Raw genomic sequence first — 15549 nt, 5'->3', positions numbered from 1 at the left:
CACTTGTAGACGGTCGCATCGCTGACGCCGTGCTTGCGGCACAGATCGGCGACGGAAACACCGGCCTCATGCTCCTTCAAAATGCCAATGATCTGGTCTTCGGTGAACCTGCTGCGCTTCATCTCTGGTCCTTTCGGTTGGGCCAGAGTCTAACTCAAACTGGATTAGCTGGAGGGGGCAACGTCAACCTCTGACGTACTCGCCGCCGTAGTCTCATCCAGCTTGGAGCGGTAGTGGCTAGAAAGTCGCTCGATGCGCTTCTTGTACACTTCCTCTCGTTCATTTAGGGCCTCCTCGATTTTACTATGGAGGTCCTCAAAAGCTTCCAAGCGCCCGTTTATTTCCTGATCAAAGTCACGGAACAAGGCGCTACTCTTTGAATCGAAATGACTTGCCTTAGCTCGCAAGTCATCAGCCCTAGCAGTCAACTCACCTACAGATTCGTAAAGCGCCTCCGAAACGAGACCGCGCCGAAATGCAATCAGAGCAAAGAAGGCCGCAAGCTCGATTTGGTCGGTTCGAACATGGGTGTCAGGCGAGTAGGATTGACGATAGATCGCGGCCGCCACCCGGCGATCACGCTTCAACTCAGATGCAAGGAAGAGGGCAAAGGCGCTGTCCGAGAAGATATAGACGCCGTTCTTGGCATCGCGGGACATCTCCCCGAGGCTTGACCGCAAGACTTCCTCATGCTGAACCTCATCGCCGTTCGACGACATGAGCTCGCTGTTCGTCCACAATGAGGCGGATCGGTGAACCAGAGTTTCGAAGCCATCATACCCAGAAAAGGCTTGCCAGAACTCTTTTTCTCGGGTGGCGAACCGAGTGAGACTTTCCAAAGTTGCAAACTCAAGCGGAACGTCGTCCGGGCCTTCGATAGTGAACGGGCTCACCCCCACACCTCGCAAAACTCCCGCCATTCCCCCTTGCTCATCCCGCTCTCTTCCTGGGTCACCACTTCCCCCGCCAGCCGCCGCTTCAAGACCGCGACGGCCCGGCCGCTCAAGGTCTCTCCGCCCAGGCGGTAATCCTCGAAGGCCTTGAACGCCAAGGGCACCCAATCGGCGACGATGCGGCACATTTCCTCGGCGTAGATGCGGATTTCGTATTGGGCGTGGCTGTCTGCCCTCAGCCGCAGGAAATGGAAGAGGTTGTGCAGGTCCACCTTCCAATACCATTGCGTGTAAATGTTCATCGGCAGGTTCATCCGCGCCAATTCGCGGGCGAGGCCTTGTTGGCCGTCCTGGCTCAGCATCTGCTCGTAATGGTCGTAAGAGGTCGCGGCATCGCGCTTCAGCATCTCCAGCACGCGGGCGGATTCCTCGCCGGAAAGGACCTCTCCGCGGCCCTGGTTGTTCACCGTGCTTTGGGCGGCCAATTGTTCGGGCTGAGGAATATAGAACTCGCGGTCCAGGATCGAATAGCGCGCGGAATATTCGTTCACATTGGCGGTGCGGTGGCGGATCCATTGCCGGGCGACGAAGACCGGCAATTTCACATGGAACTTCACTTCGCACATCTCAAACGGCGTCGAGTGCCAGTGGCGCATCAGGTAGCGGATCAGGCCCTCGTCATTCGAGACATGCTTGGTCCCCGCGCCATAGCTGACCCGGGCGGCCTGGACGATGGCGGCATCGTCGCCCATGTAGTCGATGACGCGGATCAGCCCGTGGTCCAGGACCTGGTGCGCCTTGTAGAGCCGGGCCTCCATCCCTTCGGACACGGCGCGCAGCGTCGGGCGGGGCGTGGCGCGTTGGGCTTCGATCTCGGCAAGCTGTTCGGGGGTCAGGGACATCGGGCGAGACCTTTCGCGGGGGTTGAGTCGGCACCGACTATATCTTGCGGGGCGCCCAAGCAAAACCACCATGGGCTTGGTGGTGCCAGCTTGCATCAGGGGCGCGTGATTTTCGCGGAAAATCAGCGGCTTTTTGACCTTTCCCAACATTTCCGCCAAGATGCGCCAAAACAAAAGGTGAGGCATTCATGCAGGCGCTGCGTCTTTCCGTTCTGGCCCTGGCTCTTCTGACCGGGTGCGACGGCAATCCATTCGCGGCTGGGGCGGGCGGCGGCTCGGCTGCGGGCTCGGTCGCGAGCTTGCCGGGGACCACGGCGCCCCGGGCCAGCGGGGCCATCGTCCGGCGCGAGGCGGAAGGCCAGGGCACCACGGATGAGGTGACCGGCAATGGTTTCGCCTTCCAGGACAACCAGATCAATTACGATGCGGCCAATGACACTTTCGCGGTCGACAACCTGGCCTTCGACGGCGACAATGTCTATGCGCGCACCACAGCCGCCGATGGCGCCTTGCCGACCGAGGTCCGGGCCTATGCGGCCTCTTCGACCTATGCCGATGCCCAGACGGGCGCGCTGATCGACCAGTTCAGCTATCGCGCGCTTTACGGGGTTTCGACCACGGGCCGCAGCCAGTTCGCCATCGTCCGCACCGGGGCCTATATTCCCTATGGCTTCGGCGGCTTCATCTACAGCCGCACCAGCGGGGTGACGCTGCCCGGCTCGGGTCAGGCGAATTACACCGGGACCTATACGGCGCTGCGCGATGCCGAGGGGATTCCGGCGGATGGCGAGAAGCTGACCTATGTGGTGGGCGACATGACCATGGCCATCGACTTCGACGACTTCAACGCCAATGCCAGCGGGGTGAACAAGGCGGGCGGGGTGACGGGCTATGTCGAGAACCGGCGGATCTTCGACCTGGCGGGCAATGACATCACGCAGTCGATTGTCGACCAGATCAACGACGACAACAACCTGACGACCAATGCGATCGCCGAGCTGCCGATCCTGAATTTCTCGGTCGGGCCCGGGGTGATCGATGCCAATGGCGAGATCGAGGGCGATCTGACCTCGACGATCCCCAAGCAGGGTGGCGGGGCGCAGGGCTTCGAAGAGGGCAAGTATTACGCCGTGGTTTCGGGCGATGATGCGGACGAGGTCGTGGGGGTCATCGTCGTGACTTCGCAGATCGACAGCGTCACCCTGCGCGAGACGGGCGGCTTCATCCTGTATCGCCAGTAATGGCGCGGCGGCTGGTTCTGGCCCTGGCCCTGGCCCTGGGCGGGGTCTCGGCCGGGGCGGAGCCCGTGCAGATGCGGGCGCCCGAGCTTTTGGCCTTTGGCGAGGCGGCCTTGCAGCGGGGCTTTGCCGACCAGGCGCTTGGGGTTGCCGAGGCGCTGCTGCGGCGCGATGCGGGCGATGTGGGCGCGCTGATCCTGCGGGCGCAGGGCTTGCGGATGAAGGGGCGCTATCCGGAAAGTGCCGAGGCCGCGCGGCGGGCCTGGCGCCTGGCCGAGGGCAAGGGTCCGCGCTATGCGGCGGCGACGGCCCTGGCCCAGGCGCTGTCCTTGCAGGGTCACCGGCTGCGGGCGCAGTATTGGCTGCGGCAGGCGGTGCAGAATGCGCCCTCGGGGGCGGCGGGGGCGCAGGCTTTGCAGGATCTGCGCTATGTCCGGGGCGAGACGCCACTGGCGCTGCGCTTCGACCTGGCGTTGCAGCCCTCGGACAATGTGAATGGCGGCGCGAAGGTCGACAGCGTCGAGCTGATGGGGGTGAGCTTCCCCCTGCCCGCCCGTCTGACCTCGCTTTCGGGCCTGGGCTGGAGCCTTGGGGTTCAGGGCGATTACCGGCTGGCGGCGGACCCCGGGGGCGAGACGGCGCTGACCTTCGGGCTCCAGCGCTCGGGTGCGGCCTTGTCGGCGGAGGCCAAGGCTTTGGGCGCGCAGGAGGGAGACCTTGATTTCCTGCACCTGGGCCTGGGGATTGCGCGCAAGATGCGGGGCGGCGACAAGCTGGCGCTGGACCTCGGGCGGAACTGGTATGGCGGGGCGGATCTCAGCGCGACGCTGGGGCTGACGGGGACGCTTTCGCGCGAGATCGGGCCGGGGGAGGCGAGCTTCAGCCTTAGCCTGACGCGGGAGATGCGGCTGGACCAGCCCGGGGCCTCCTCGAGCCAGGGGCGGATTGCGGTCACCTATGCGCTGAACGGGCCGGGCGGCGACCAATGGGCGCTGGGGGCCAGCCTCATGGCGGCGCGGTCGGGCGAGGATACGGTGGCGCGGCAGGAGGCGGGGCTCTCGCTGGACTGGCAGGCGGCGCGGCCCCTGGGCGGCATGGCTCTTGCCGCGCATCTGGGCGTGAACGGGGCGAATTACCGCTCGGGACGGACCGAAGGGCGACTGCGCGCCAGCCTCGAGGCCGAGATCACCCGCGCCTCCTGGCTGGGCTTCGCCCCGGTGCTTGCGGTCAACTGGGCGCGGGGCAATTCCAACAGCCTGATCCATGACACCGAGAGCCTTGGCCTGGCCCTGACGATCCGCTCGCGCTTCTGATCTGGTCAAAGCCGGGGCCGCGGCCTAGGTTTCGCTCAGAAAAGGGAGATTGCGCGATGGCGTTGAAATATCTGCACACGATGGTCCGGGTCCTGGACCTGGAGAAGTCGATGGAATTCTACCGGCTTCTGGGGCTGGAGGAGATCCGGCGCTATGACAATGACAAGGGCCGCTTCAGCCTGGTTTTCATGGCCCCGCCCGGCCAGCCCGAGGCGCCGGTGGAGCTGACCTTCAACTGGGATGGCGATACCGGCCTGCCGAGTGACAGCCGCCACTTCGGCCACCTGGCCTATGAGGTCGACAATATCTACGAGACCTGCGCCAAGCTGCAGGCGGCCGGCGTGGTGATCAACCGGCCGCCGCGCGATGGGCATATGGCCTTCGTCCGCTCGCCCGACAATGTCTCGATCGAGATCTTGCAGGCGGGGGAAAGCCTCGCCCCGGCGGAACCCTGGGCCTCGATGGGCAATACCGGGCACTGGTAAGCGACAGGGCGGGGCCTTGGCCCCGCCCTGCTCCAAATTGCGCGGCTGCGCCGCATTGCTTTCATCTCGCCTCTGGCCTGCGGCCAACCGGCTCGGGTCTTGCGGCGCGGTGCCACCCGGGCCTTCAGCGGACCTTGAGCGTGGCCAGGCCGATCATCGCCAGGATCAGCGAGATGATCCAGAAGCGGATGACGATCTGCGGCTCGGCCCAGCCGCGCTTTTCGAAATGGTGGTGGATCGGGGCCATCAGGAAGATGCGCTTCTTGGTGCGCTTGTAGTAGAGGACCTGGATGATCACCGACAGGGCCTCGACGACAAACAGGCCGCCGACCACGGCCAGGACGATCTCGTGCTTGATGCAGACGGCGATGGCGCCCAAGGCGCCGCCGAGGGCCAGGGACCCCGTGTCGCCCATGAAGACCGCGGCGGGCGGCGCATTATACCACAGGAAGCCCAGGCCCGCGCCGAAGAGGGCGGCGGCGAAGATCAGGATCTCGCCGGTGCCGGGGACGAAATGCACGCCGAGATAGTCGGCGAAATTGTAGTTGCCCACGACGTAAGAGATCACCCCCAGGGTCGCCCCCGCGATCATCACCGGCATGATGGCCAACCCGTCCAGCCCATCGGTCAGGTTGACCGCATTGGCCGAGCCCACGATGACCAGCATGCCGAAGGGGATGAAGAAATACCCAAGGTTGATCAGCACATCCTTGAGCACCGGCAGGGCAAGCTCATTCGTCAGCCCCGCCGGGTGGAAGCGCGCCGCCGCATAGGTCGCCAGCGCCGCGATCAGAAGCCCCAGGAGCATCCGCACCCGGCCCGAGACGCCCTTGGTGTTCTGCTTGGTCACCTTGGCATAGTCATCGGCAAAGCCGATCAGGCCGAAGCCCAGGGTCACCAGCATGACGATCCAGATATAGGGATTGTCGAGCCGCGCCCAGACCAGGGTCGAGAACATCAGGGCCGAGAGGATCAGAAGCCCCCCCATGGTCGGCGTCCCCGCCTTGGACAGGTGGCTCTGCGGCCCGTCATCGCGGATCGGCTGGCCCTTGCCCTGCTTGCGGCGCAAGAGGTCGATGAGCGGCCGGCCGAAGACGAAGCCGAAGAGAAGCGCGGTCATGAAGGCCAGGCCCGCGCGGAAGGTGATGTATTTGAAGAGGTTGAAGAGCCCGCCGCCATCGGCGAATTCCGTCATGAGATAGAGCATTCATTCCCCTCCGAAAACCGGTTGGGCTCTCTGACCCATTTTGCGGAACCCGTCAACCAGGGTCGAGACCTTGATCCCCTTGGACCCCTTGACCAGAACGACATCGCCCGCATCGACCAGACCGCGCAGCCGCGGCAGAAGCTCGGCGGCAGTCTCGACCCATTCGCCGCGCTGGTTGCGCGGCAGCTGGGCATGAAGCGCGCGCATGCGGGGCCCGACGCAATGGATCTGCGCGATGGAGGCGAGGCCCGGATGGCGGGCCACAGCCGCGTGAAGGTCAAGCTCGGTGGGCCCGAGCTCCAGCATGTCGCCCAGGATCGCGATGCGGCGGCCCTTGGAGAAGCGGCCCGGCCCGTCCTGGGGCTGGGCCTCGATCAGGACATCCAGCGCGGCGGCCAGAGAGGCGGGGTTGGAGTTGAAGGCGTCGTCGATCAGGTCGAAACCCTGGTCCTCGAGCGAATCGAGGAGGATATGTTCGCGGAGGCCCCGGCCCGCAGGCGGCTCCCAGCGGCCGAGGTCGGCGGCGGCGATGGCCGGGTCCAGCCCCAGGGCATCGGCGACCGCCAGGGCCGCGAGCCCGTTCAGCGCGAAGTGACGGCCGGGGGAGAGGACCTTGAAGAGGCGCTCTCCGCTGGGGGTCTGGGCGCGGGTGATGGTGGCGGTGCCGCAGAGCTGGGTCGAGGCGAGGATATAGGCGCCCTTTTCGGCGCCGAAGGTGATGATCTGGGCCCGGGCCTCGTCGGCGGCGGCAAGCAGGATCGGCGTGACGGTCAGGCCCTCGGGCAGGACGGCGGTGCCGCCGGGCTCCAGCCCCTCGCATATCGCGGCCTTCTCGGCGGCGATGCCCTCGATGGAGCCGAAGGCCTCCAGATGCGCCGGGCCCACGGTGGTGATCATCGCGACATGGGGGCGGGCGAGGCGGGAGAGGGGGGCGATTTCGCCGGGGTGGTTCATGCCGATCTCGATGACGGCGAAATCGGCGTCTTGCGGCAGGCGGGCGAGGGTGAGGGGCACGCCCCAGTGGTTGTTGTAGGAGGCCTCGGCGGCATGGGTGCGGCCCTGGCCTTGCAGGATGGCGCGCAGCATCTCCTTGGTCGAGGTCTTGCCGACGGAGCCGGTGACGCCGATGACCCGGGCGTCTGACCGCGCGCGGCCTGCGGCGCCGAGCGCGGTGAGGGCTGCGAGGACTTCCGGCACGATGAGGAGCGGCGCGTCGGGGGGGAGCCCGGTGGGGATATAAGAGACCATGGCGGCGGCGGCGCCTTTGGCGAGCGCGGTCGCCACGAAGTCATGGCCGTCGCGGATATCCTTCAGCGCGATGAAGAGGTCGCCGGGTTGCAGCGTGCGGGTGTCGATGGAGACGCCGGTTGCGCTCCAGGGCTTGGTCGCCTGGCCCCCGGTGGCGAGGGCGGCATCGGTATGGGTCCAGAGCGTCATATCACTCCATCCAGGGCTGCTACGGCAATCGAGGCCTGTTCGACGTCGTCGAAGGGATAGATGTCGCCCTTGATGACCTGGCCCGTCTCGTGCCCCTTGCCGGCGATGAGCAAAGCGTCGCCCGGGCCGAGGGCATCGACGCCGCGCAGGATGGCTTCAGCGCGGTCTCCGACCTCGGTGGCCTCGGGGGCGGCTTGCAGAATTGCTGCACGGATCAGGGCGGGCTCCTCGCTGCGGGGGTTGTCGTCTGTCACTATTGCAACATCGGCCCATTTCGCGGCGGCGGCGCCCATCAGGGGGCGCTTGGTCGTGTCGCGGTCTCCGCCCGCGCCGAAGACCACGACGATGCGGCCCATGACATGGGGGCGGAGCGCTTGAAGCGCGGTCTCGATGGCGTCGGGGGTATGGGCGTAGTCGACGAAAACCGTCGCGCCATTGCGGCGGGTGGCGGCGAGTTGCATCCTCCCGCGCACGCCGGTCAGTTGGGGGAGGACGGCGAAGACATCGCCGGGTTTCTCTCCGGCGGCGATGACGAGGCCCGCGGCCATCAGGACATTCTCGGCCTGGAAACCGCCGATGAGGTTCAGGCGGAGCTGATGGGTCACGCCGCGGAAGCTCACCCGCAGGTCCTGGCCCGTGGCGTCGTAACGCTGACCCAGGATGTGAAGGTCGGCCTCATGCTTGCCCACGGTCAGCAGGCTTTGCGGCGGGTGGAAATCGGCCAAAGCGGGGTCTTCGAGGTTCAGGACGGCCACGGCCTCGGGCGGCAGAACCCGGGTGAAGAGCGCGGCCTTGGCGGCGAAATAGGCCTCGAAGGTCTTGTGATAGTCGAGGTGGTCTTGCGTGAAGTTGGTCCAGCCCCCGGCCTTGAGCCGCACGCCATCGAGGCGGCGCTGGTCGAGGCCGTGGGAGGAGGCCTCCATCGCGGCATGGGTCACGCCGGCCTCGGCGGCTGCGGCCAGCATCGCGTGCAGCGTCACGGGGTCGGGGGTCGTATGCGACGAGGGCGCGGCCCAGGAGCCCTCGACCCCGGTGGTGCCGATGTTGATGGCGGCATGGCCGAGGAGGTTCCAGATCTGGCGGCAGAAGGTCGCGGTCGAGGTCTTGCCGTTGGTCCCCGTGACCGCGACCATGGTGGCGGGCTGGGCGCCGAACCAGAGGGCGGCCGCGCGGGCCAGGGCCTCGCGCGGGTCCTCGGCCACGACGGTCGGGCCCTGGAAGAGCGCCGCGCCCTTGGCATCGGTCAGGACGGCCGCCGCGCCGCGTTCCAACGCCGCCATGGCATAGGTCGCGCCATGGACGGCCACGCCGGGAAGGGCTGCGAAGAGAAAGCCGGGCTTCACGGCCCGGCTGTCGGCGGTGATCCCGGTGATGACAGGATCAAGACCTCCCCTTGCGGAGAGGCCCAAAGAGGAGAGGGGGCGAGGTGCTGGGGTCATTCCTGGGCCACGGGGTCCTTGTAGGCAACGAGCGTTCCCATGGGGTTTTCTCCGTCCGGACGCAAGCCCACCAGGGGGCCGATGCGGCGGATGATCTCTCCGGCCACGGGGACGGCGGTATAGCCTGCGGTGCGGCGGGGCTTGGAGCCTGCGGTCTCGACGGGCTCGTCCAGGGTGACGATCAGCACATATTTCGGGTTGTCGGCCGGGAAGACGCTGGCGAAGGTGTTGATCACCTTGTCGGCATCATAGCCCTTGCCGTTCTTCTTGGGCTTTTCGGCGGTCCCGGTCTTGCCCGCCACGCCGTAACCCGGCACATCGGCGAAGGTCGCGGTCCCGTCGGTGACCACCTTGCGCATCATGCGGACGGCGGCCAGGGCGGTGTCCTCGGAGACCACGCGGGGGCCGGGCGTATGGGTATCGCTGTGGATCAGCGTCGGCGTGATCTTGAGCCCGCCATTGCCCAAGGTCGCATAGGCGGCGGCCAGGTTCATCAGCGAGGTCGAAATCCCGTGGCCATAGGAGGCCGTCACCGTGACGATGCCCGACCAGTTCTTGGGCACGAGCGCGCGGGCGCCGGGGGCCTCGGCGAGTTCGACCTTGGGCGGGTCCAAGAGGCCAAGGGTGCGCAGGAAGGCCTGCTGGCGCTCTCCGCCGATCATCAGGCCGAGGTGGGCGGAGCCGATGTTGGAGGAGACCGCGATGACTTCCCAGGCGGGCAAGGTCGGGCCGTAATTGTGGTTGTCGAATTCGTTGATGCGGAAACCGTCGTAGACGAAGGGCTGCTTGGTGTCGATTTCCGTGTTTTCGTTGATCAGCCCCAGGTCCATGGCCTGGGCCACGGCGAAGATCTTGAAGGTCGAGCCCAGTTCATAGACGCCCTGGACGGAACGGTTGAAGAGCGGGCTTTCCGAAGGGTCTCCGGTCAGGGCGGGGGCGGGGCGGTCGTTGGGGTCGAAGTCGGGCAAGGAGGCCAGGGCGAGGATCTCGCCGGTATGGGTGTCCATCAGGATCGCCGCCGCGCCCTTGGCGTTCAGGGTCTTCATCGCCGTGCCCAGCACCTCTTCGACATTGGCCTGAAGCGTCAGGTCGATGGAAAGCTGCAGGGGGGTGTTGGACTGGGCAGGGTCGCGGAGCCGCGTGTCCAGCGCCTTTTCGATGCCCGCCGTGCCGATGACCTCGGCGCTGTCCACGCCCTCGTTGCCGAAGGCCGAGCCGCCGAGGATATGGGCGGCGAGGTGGCCATTGGGATAAAGCCGCATCTCGCGCGGGCCGAAATAGAGGCCCGGATCGCCGATCTCGTGGACCTCTTGCATTTGTTCGGGGCTAAGGACCTTCTTGACCCAAAGGAAGCTGCGGCCATCGGTGAAGCGGCGCAGCATCGTCTCGGCGTCGAGGTCGGGGAAGATTCGGGCGAGTTCGCTTGCCGTCCGGGCCGGATCGACGAGGTCGGCGGTCTGGACGTAAAGCGAATGGGTCATCATGTTGGTCGCCAGGATCCGGCCCTTGCGGTCCAGGATATCGGCGCGCTGCGCGGTGATCTCGGAGCCCGAGGAGGTGGTGCCAAGCTCGGAGGGCTCGGTGGCGGCCAGCGTGCCCATGCGGAGCGCGATGACGGAAAAGGCGACGATGAAGCCAAGCGCGAGAAAGCGCAGGCGGCGCTCGGCCTGGAGCCGGGCGCGGTCCTTCATCTCTTCGTGGCGGGCGGCGAGGTTGGCGGCCTCGATCGTGTCGGGGTTCTGGCCGCGGGCGCGGGCGTCGAGGATGCGGGCGAGGGGGCGGAGCGGCGTGCGGATCACGGGATCTGCTCCTCGTCGCTGGCGGAGGTCATGGTGGTGCCGGTGACGACCAGGGGGCCCGCCGGGGGCATGGTGACCTGGGTGGCGAGGCCCAGTTGCGCGGGCTCGATGGGCATGAGGCCCAGGCGGTCGAAGTTGATCGCGGCCAGGTCGCGCAGGCGGGAGGGGCGGTTGAGGTAAGCCCATTCGGCCTTTTGCATGGCGATTTCATCGCGCAGCCGCCCGATCTCGTCCTGCAGCCGCCCCATCTGTTTCAGCTGGCCCTGGGTCGCGTAATTCTCGTGATAGGCCCAGAAAGCCAGGCCCATGACGGCGAAAAAGGGGAGGATATAGAGCAGCGGACGCATTCTACCGGGATTTCTTGCGGGTGGGTTTGTCAGGGGTTTGCGGCAGGTCGATGTCGTCGGCCTTTGGCGCCTTGGCGGGCGCCTCGGTGCGGCGCGCGATGCGCAGGCGGGCAGAGCGGGCGCGGGGGTTGAGGGAGAGTTCCTCCGCGTCGGCCTCGACGGCTTTCTTGGTGACGAGGGTAAAGCGCGGGGTGACCTGGGCGGTCATGGGGGCATAGCGGTTGGCATTGCCCTCCTGACCGGAGGCCTGCTGGAAATAGCGTTTCACCACGCGGTCTTCCAGCGAGTGGAAGGTCACGACGGCGAGGAGCCCGCCGGGTTTCAACGCGCGCTCGGCCGCCGCAAGCCCTTGGGCGAGCTGGTCGAACTCGGCGTTGACGGCGATGCGGAGCCCTTGGAAGGCGCGGGTCGCGGGATGGCTTTGGCCAGGTTTCGGGCGCGGCAGGCAGCGGGCGATGACTTCGGCCAGTTGCAGAGTGGTGGTGAAGGGCTGCTTGGCGCGGGCCTCGACGATGGCGCGGGCCATGCGGCGGGCGGCGCGCTCTTCGCCGAAGTGGAAGAGCACGTCGGCGATATGGTCCTCGGAAGCCTCGTTCACCAGGTCGGCGGCGGTGGGGCCTTCCTGGCTCATCCGCATGTCGAGGGGGCCGTCCTTCTGGAAGGAGAAGCCGCGCTCGGCCTGGTCGATCTGCATCGAGGAGACGCCGAGGTCGAGGACCACGCCATCGACTTTTTCGCCCGCGATCTCGTCAAGGTCCGAGAAGGTGCCCAGAGCGAGGCGCAGGCCGGGATAGTCCTTGGCCCAGGGCGCGGCCATCTGATGGGCGAGCGGGTCGCGGTCGATGCCGATCACGCGGGCGCCCGCATCGAGCAGCCCCCGGGAATAGCCCCCTGCCCCGAAAGTGCCATCGACCCAAAGGCCCTGGATCGGGGCGCAGAGGGTCAGGATCGGCTTCAAGAGAACGGGGATATGGGGCGCGCGGGTTTGGTCCATGGCGCCTCAGACCGTGTTGCGCAAGAGCGAGCGCGGATCGGCAGCCCGCGGCCCCTCGCCCAGGAGGCGCTTTTCCATCTCGGCGATTTCGGCCTTGCGGCGCTCGCGGTAGGTCTCGGCGCGCCAGATGCGGATCGTGTCGCGGGCGCCGACGAAGCAGAGCTCTTCCTCGTCGCGGCCAAGGCCCAGCTTCTCGCGCACCTGGGGCGGCGGGGAAAAGCGGCCATCCTTGTCGGTTTCGACCGTGACGGATTGTTCGTAATAGATGGCGGAGAAAAGGTCGGCCTCTTCGGATCCATAGGGCAACTGGTCGAAGCGGCGGTCCAGTTCGGCGGCCCCGGTCTGGGTATAGGCCTCGACATAGGCGCGATTGGCGCCGCCATAGACGATGAGCATCTTGTAGCCCTCGGCCGGCTTTTCCGTAGGCTTTTCGGCCGGTTCGGGAGAGGCTGCGGGCTTGTCCTGGGCCTGGAAGACGGCGCGGAAGGGCGAGGGCAGCATGGTGCGGCCCTTGGCATCTACCTTGAGGTAGTGTTCGCCCCTGAACGTCTCGCCCGCCACCTGGGACGCGCCTCCCGCTTTGGCCCTTGCGCCCTTTCAAGGACCTGGGGGCCGGAAAATAAAAAGGCGGACCGAGCTGCTGCCTCTGCTCGATCCGCCGCTGTCCCATCGCTGGGCGTCCAGCTGCGCGACACCATCTTGGGGGTGATGTCTGCTCGCGCCGCGCGCCGGATTCGATTTTGTTCTTCGTTGTCGTCGTCGACCTGGAAGCCTGATGAAACCTGCCTCGGGTTCTTGTTATCGTCGGATTTGTGATCCGCTTCAGTGCTGCTCGGTCTGTGTGATCTTTATGCCCGGGATAGCGCCCCACTTCAAGCCTTTTCTCGGGAATTGGCCCCACCTTTGGGGTTGGACCGGGGTGCGGGACAAGATGTTGGGGTCCGGCGGGGCACAGGTAGAGGGGGGAGGCGGTGGGACCCACTAGATGTGGATATCCCGCGAATTCCCGGCCAGGACCAAGGGCGCCCGGGTTTTGGGCAAAAACGGGATGGAGATGGGGATTTCCCGGGAAATCCCGGGGGAAACACGGCGAATCACCCCCGGGTGAGGGGGCGTGATCCCGGGAAGAGCGGCGATCCCGGTGTCGGAACAGCTGTCCGAGGGGGGATTTCCCGGGAGCGGGGTGATTTCCCGGAGACCATGCCCGGGAGGGCGGTCTTCACCCGGGTGGCAGAGGGAAGGAGCAGCCCCCTCTGCGCCTTCATGGACAGAGAGCGCTGTCCCGGAGCGGCCTGCGGGCTTGCGCCCTTGCCCTCTCCGGGAGGGGGGGGCGGGGGGTGCGGGGGGCGGAGCCCCCCGCACCCCCCGCTGACAGGTTGCAATCGGGCTTTGCCCGTTTGCAACCTGTCAGCCCCATGGGACAGGCGGTCTCAGCCCATGCCGCCGTCGATCAGGCGTTGCGCGAGGCGCAGATAGGGCTCGGCCAGGGGGCTGTCGGTCGCGGCAATCGGGGTGCCGTCGTCGCCCGCGAGGCGGACCTCGAGGTTCAGGGGCAACTCGCCCAGGTAGGGGAGCTGCAGCCGCGCGGCCTCGACCGCCACACCGCCATGGCCGAAGATATGCGCCTCATGGCCGCAATTCGGGCAGATATAGGTCGACATGTTCTCGATCAGGCCCAGGACCGGGACCTTGAGCTTGGCGAACATGTCGAGCGCCTTCTTGGCATCCAGAAGCGCCACGTCCTGGGGGGTGGAGACCACGATGGCCCCGGTCAGCTGGGTGCGCTGCGCCAGCGAAAGCTGCACATCGCCCGTCCCCGGCGGCAGGTCGATGACCAGAACGTCAAGCCGCCCCCACATCACCTGGGTCAAAAGCTGCTGCAGCGCGCCCATCAGCATGGGGCCGCGCCAGATCACCGCCTCGTCCTCCTTCAGCATCAGGCCGATGGACATGACCGTGACGCCATGGGCGTGCAAGGGCTCGATCAGCTTGCCATCGGGCGAGGCGGGGCGCTTGGACACCCCCATCATGCGCGGCTGCGAGGGGCCATATATATCGGCGTCCAGAAGCCCGACCCGCCTGCCCTGCCGCGCCAAGGCCACGGCGAGATTCGAGGCGACGGTGGATTTCCCCACCCCGCCCTTGCCCGAACCCACCGCGATGATCCGGTCGATGCCCGAGACCTTTTGCGGCCCGCCCTGGTGCGGCGTCGGATGGCCGCCGATGGTCAGCTTGGGCCGGGCCCCGGCTGACTTGGCGTTCTCATGCGCGGTCATGACGATGGACACGCTGGCGGCTCCGGCCGCCTTCAAGGCCGCCTCGGCCGCGCCTTGGGCGGGCGCCAAAGCCCGCGCCTGGTCGGGCGAGGCCGCTTCGATCACGAAACGGACATTTCCGCTCTCGATCGCCAGCGCCCGAATCAAGTCCTCGCTGACAAGGGACCCGCCCGTGGGCGTCTTGATCCCTGCCAGCACCGCCATCACATCCTCGCGTGAGAGGCTCATTTCTTTCTCCGCTGCCCAGTTCGCAAGCAGGGTGGAACCTTTGCGGGCAAAGGGCAAGCACCGCTTGACCAATTGCTCAAAGATTCAGCGATCAACATGATTAATATGAACTTTTTGTTAAGCCTAGCCATGCGCATGCTGCATGGCGGCATTGAGGCAGGGGCGGATTGTGCAGTTGCAGCAAATGCCCCATGTTTGCCCTAACAGCGACGGAGAACCTTGGACGATCCAGGGAAGGGCCGGCGCCAAAGAGAAAACTGTGAGGCTGAACATGGCTTATGTGAATTCGACCCGCTCCGTGTCCGTGAGCTTTTCTGATCGCTTCAGCGCCCTTCTGAAAGTGGCGCAAGAGATGATCGAACGTCGCAGGATCTATGCCCGCACGGTCGAAGAGCTGAGCGCCCTCTCGGACCGCGACCTGGCCGACCTTGGCCTGTCGCGCAGCAACATCGACAGCGTGGCCCGCGAGGCGGCCTACCGCAACTGACCTGCCCGAGACGGCCTGGCCGTTAACGGTGCAGAAACAATACGGACCGTAAGGTTCAGACTTCGACGACCCACTCCTCCTCCCTCGGGTCTCGAACTGGCGGCAACCCCCTCCTCCTCCCAGGGTTGCCGCCCCCCATTTCGGAGCTTCGGCTCCAGAGTTCCTGTGGCCCCTCCTCCTCCCTCGGGCCCCGGATCGGCGGCGACCCCACCTCCTCCCGGGGGCGCCGCCCCCCATTTCGGAGCTTCGGCTCCAGAGTTCCTGTGGCCCCTCCTCCTCCCTCGGGCCCCGGATCGGCGGCGACCCCACCTCCTCCCGGGGGCGCCGCCCCCCCATTTCGGAGCTTCGGCTCCAGAGTTCCTGTGGCCCCTCCTCCTCCCTCGGGCCCCGGATCGGCGGCGACCCCACCTCCTCCCGGGGGCGCCGCCACAGGTTCCCGGTCCCTCCTCCCTGGGCCGGATCGGCTGCGCACCCGCCTCCCGGGTGACTGGCCAAAGCGACGGG

General features: G+C 66.5%; 15 protein-coding genes. 4 read left to right on the top strand and 11 right to left on the bottom strand.

Annotated features, from left to right (window positions below; all coding sequences use genetic code 11):
• The 3 genes from GV832_RS14105 to thyX form a co-directional block, all read right to left on the bottom strand.
• Window positions 1-122, bottom strand: a 122-nt coding sequence (locus GV832_RS14105; RefSeq protein WP_168775522.1) for a transposase, incomplete at its 3' end; no start/stop codon positions are given.
• A 42-nt stretch (window positions 123-164) separates the two neighbouring features.
• A complete protein-coding gene (locus GV832_RS14100; protein WP_168775521.1) occupies window positions 165-893 on the bottom strand; it encodes a hypothetical protein in 729 nt (242 codons plus the stop codon).
• Window positions 890-1795, bottom strand: coding sequence for an FAD-dependent thymidylate synthase (gene thyX / locus GV832_RS14095; protein ID WP_168775520.1), 906 nt, complete (start codon window positions 1793-1795; stop codon window positions 890-892). Before thyX ends, GV832_RS14100 begins: the two co-directional genes overlap by 4 nt.
• 188 nt (window positions 1796-1983) lie before the next feature.
• Between thyX and GV832_RS14090 the strand changes: the two genes are divergently transcribed.
• The 3 genes from GV832_RS14090 to GV832_RS14080 are packed head-to-tail and all read left to right on the top strand — an operon-like array spanning window position 1984 to window position 4831.
• On the top strand, window positions 1984-3036 hold the full coding sequence (locus GV832_RS14090; RefSeq protein WP_168775519.1) for a hypothetical protein: 1053 nt from the start codon (window positions 1984-1986) through the stop codon (window positions 3034-3036).
• Window positions 3036-4346, top strand: a complete 1311-nt coding sequence (locus tag GV832_RS14085) for a tetratricopeptide repeat protein (RefSeq protein WP_168775518.1) — start codon at window positions 3036-3038, stop codon at window positions 4344-4346. Before GV832_RS14090 ends, GV832_RS14085 begins: the two co-directional genes overlap by 1 nt.
• 56 nt (window positions 4347-4402) lie before the next feature.
• Window positions 4403-4831: a VOC family protein gene (locus tag GV832_RS14080; RefSeq protein ID WP_168775517.1), complete on the top strand. Its 429-nt coding sequence runs from the start codon at window positions 4403-4405 to the stop codon at window positions 4829-4831.
• Window positions 4832-4955: 124 nt separating this feature from the next.
• On the opposite strand, the gene mraY is transcribed toward GV832_RS14080, so the two are convergent.
• From mraY to GV832_RS14040, 8 genes are all read right to left on the bottom strand, one after another.
• Window positions 4956-6038, bottom strand: coding sequence for a phospho-N-acetylmuramoyl-pentapeptide-transferase (gene mraY / locus GV832_RS14075; protein ID WP_168775516.1), 1083 nt, complete (start codon window positions 6036-6038; stop codon window positions 4956-4958).
• Window positions 6039-7475, bottom strand: a complete 1437-nt coding sequence (locus GV832_RS14070) for a UDP-N-acetylmuramoyl-tripeptide--D-alanyl-D-alanine ligase (RefSeq protein ID WP_168775515.1) — start codon at window positions 7473-7475, stop codon at window positions 6039-6041. It abuts the gene before it with no gap.
• The gene (locus tag GV832_RS14065; RefSeq protein WP_168775514.1) at window positions 7472-8914 is read right to left on the bottom strand and encodes a UDP-N-acetylmuramoyl-L-alanyl-D-glutamate--2,6-diaminopimelate ligase; all 1443 of its coding nucleotides are present in this window, start codon (window positions 8912-8914) and stop codon (window positions 7472-7474) included. The genes GV832_RS14070 and GV832_RS14065 overlap by 4 nt, the downstream gene beginning before the upstream one ends.
• Window positions 8911-10713, bottom strand: a complete 1803-nt coding sequence (locus tag GV832_RS14060) for a peptidoglycan D,D-transpeptidase FtsI family protein (protein WP_168775513.1) — start codon at window positions 10711-10713, stop codon at window positions 8911-8913. Before GV832_RS14060 ends, GV832_RS14065 begins: the two co-directional genes overlap by 4 nt.
• Entirely contained in the window at window positions 10710-11060 is a 351-nt protein-coding gene (gene ftsL, locus GV832_RS14055; RefSeq protein WP_168775512.1) for a cell division protein FtsL, read from the bottom strand. The genes GV832_RS14060 and ftsL overlap by 4 nt, the downstream gene beginning before the upstream one ends.
• Window position 11061: 1 nt before the next feature.
• Window positions 11062-12054: a 16S rRNA (cytosine(1402)-N(4))-methyltransferase RsmH gene (gene rsmH / locus GV832_RS14050; protein ID WP_168775511.1), complete on the bottom strand. Its 993-nt coding sequence runs from the start codon at window positions 12052-12054 to the stop codon at window positions 11062-11064.
• A gap of 6 nt (window positions 12055-12060) precedes the next feature.
• Complete coding sequence (locus GV832_RS14045; protein ID WP_168775510.1) at window positions 12061-12615, bottom strand: division/cell wall cluster transcriptional repressor MraZ; 555 nt, start codon at window positions 12613-12615, stop codon at window positions 12061-12063.
• A gap of 869 nt (window positions 12616-13484) precedes the next feature.
• Window positions 13485-14558: an Mrp/NBP35 family ATP-binding protein gene (locus GV832_RS14040; RefSeq protein ID WP_168775509.1), complete on the bottom strand. Its 1074-nt coding sequence runs from the start codon at window positions 14556-14558 to the stop codon at window positions 13485-13487.
• Window positions 14559-14829: 271 nt separating this feature from the next.
• Here GV832_RS14040 and GV832_RS14035 point away from each other — a divergent pair, with 271 nt between their 5' ends.
• Window positions 14830-15045: a DUF1127 domain-containing protein gene (locus GV832_RS14035; RefSeq protein WP_168775508.1), complete on the top strand. Its 216-nt coding sequence runs from the start codon at window positions 14830-14832 to the stop codon at window positions 15043-15045.
• Window positions 15046-15549: the final 504 nt, after the last annotated feature.

Source organism: Stagnihabitans tardus, from assembly GCF_009925085.1.
Taxonomy (GTDB): domain Bacteria; phylum Pseudomonadota; class Alphaproteobacteria; order Rhodobacterales; family Rhodobacteraceae; genus Stagnihabitans; species Stagnihabitans tardus.
The sequence above is the reverse complement of the archived record's forward strand: the minus strand, read 5'-3'. Positions and strand labels throughout refer to the sequence as shown.

What these genes read in the sequence shown, in the direction of transcription:
- thyX (WP_168775520.1), bottom strand. Translation starts at nt 1,795, where the DNA reads ATGTCCCTGACCCCCGAACAGCTTGCCGAGATCGAAGCCCAACGCGCC.
- GV832_RS14090 (WP_168775519.1), top strand. Translation starts at nt 1,984, where the DNA reads ATGCAGGCGCTGCGTCTTTCCGTTCTGGCCCTGGCTCTTCTGACCGGG.
- GV832_RS14085 (WP_168775518.1), top strand. Translation starts at nt 3,036, where the DNA reads ATGGCGCGGCGGCTGGTTCTGGCCCTGGCCCTGGCCCTGGGCGGGGTC.
- GV832_RS14080 (WP_168775517.1), top strand. Translation starts at nt 4,403, where the DNA reads ATGGCGTTGAAATATCTGCACACGATGGTCCGGGTCCTGGACCTGGAG.
- mraY (WP_168775516.1), bottom strand. Translation starts at nt 6,038, where the DNA reads ATGCTCTATCTCATGACGGAATTCGCCGATGGCGGCGGGCTCTTCAAC.
- GV832_RS14070 (WP_168775515.1), bottom strand. Translation starts at nt 7,475, where the DNA reads ATGACGCTCTGGACCCATACCGATGCCGCCCTCGCCACCGGGGGCCAG.
- GV832_RS14065 (WP_168775514.1), bottom strand. Translation starts at nt 8,914, where the DNA reads ATGACCCCAGCACCTCGCCCCCTCTCCTCTTTGGGCCTCTCCGCAAGG.
- ftsL (WP_168775512.1), bottom strand. Translation starts at nt 11,060, where the DNA reads ATGCGTCCGCTGCTCTATATCCTCCCCTTTTTCGCCGTCATGGGCCTG.
- rsmH (WP_168775511.1), bottom strand. Translation starts at nt 12,054, where the DNA reads ATGGACCAAACCCGCGCGCCCCATATCCCCGTTCTCTTGAAGCCGATC.
- GV832_RS14040 (WP_168775509.1), bottom strand. Translation starts at nt 14,558, where the DNA reads ATGAGCCTCTCACGCGAGGATGTGATGGCGGTGCTGGCAGGGATCAAG.
- GV832_RS14035 (WP_168775508.1), top strand. Translation starts at nt 14,830, where the DNA reads ATGGCTTATGTGAATTCGACCCGCTCCGTGTCCGTGAGCTTTTCTGAT.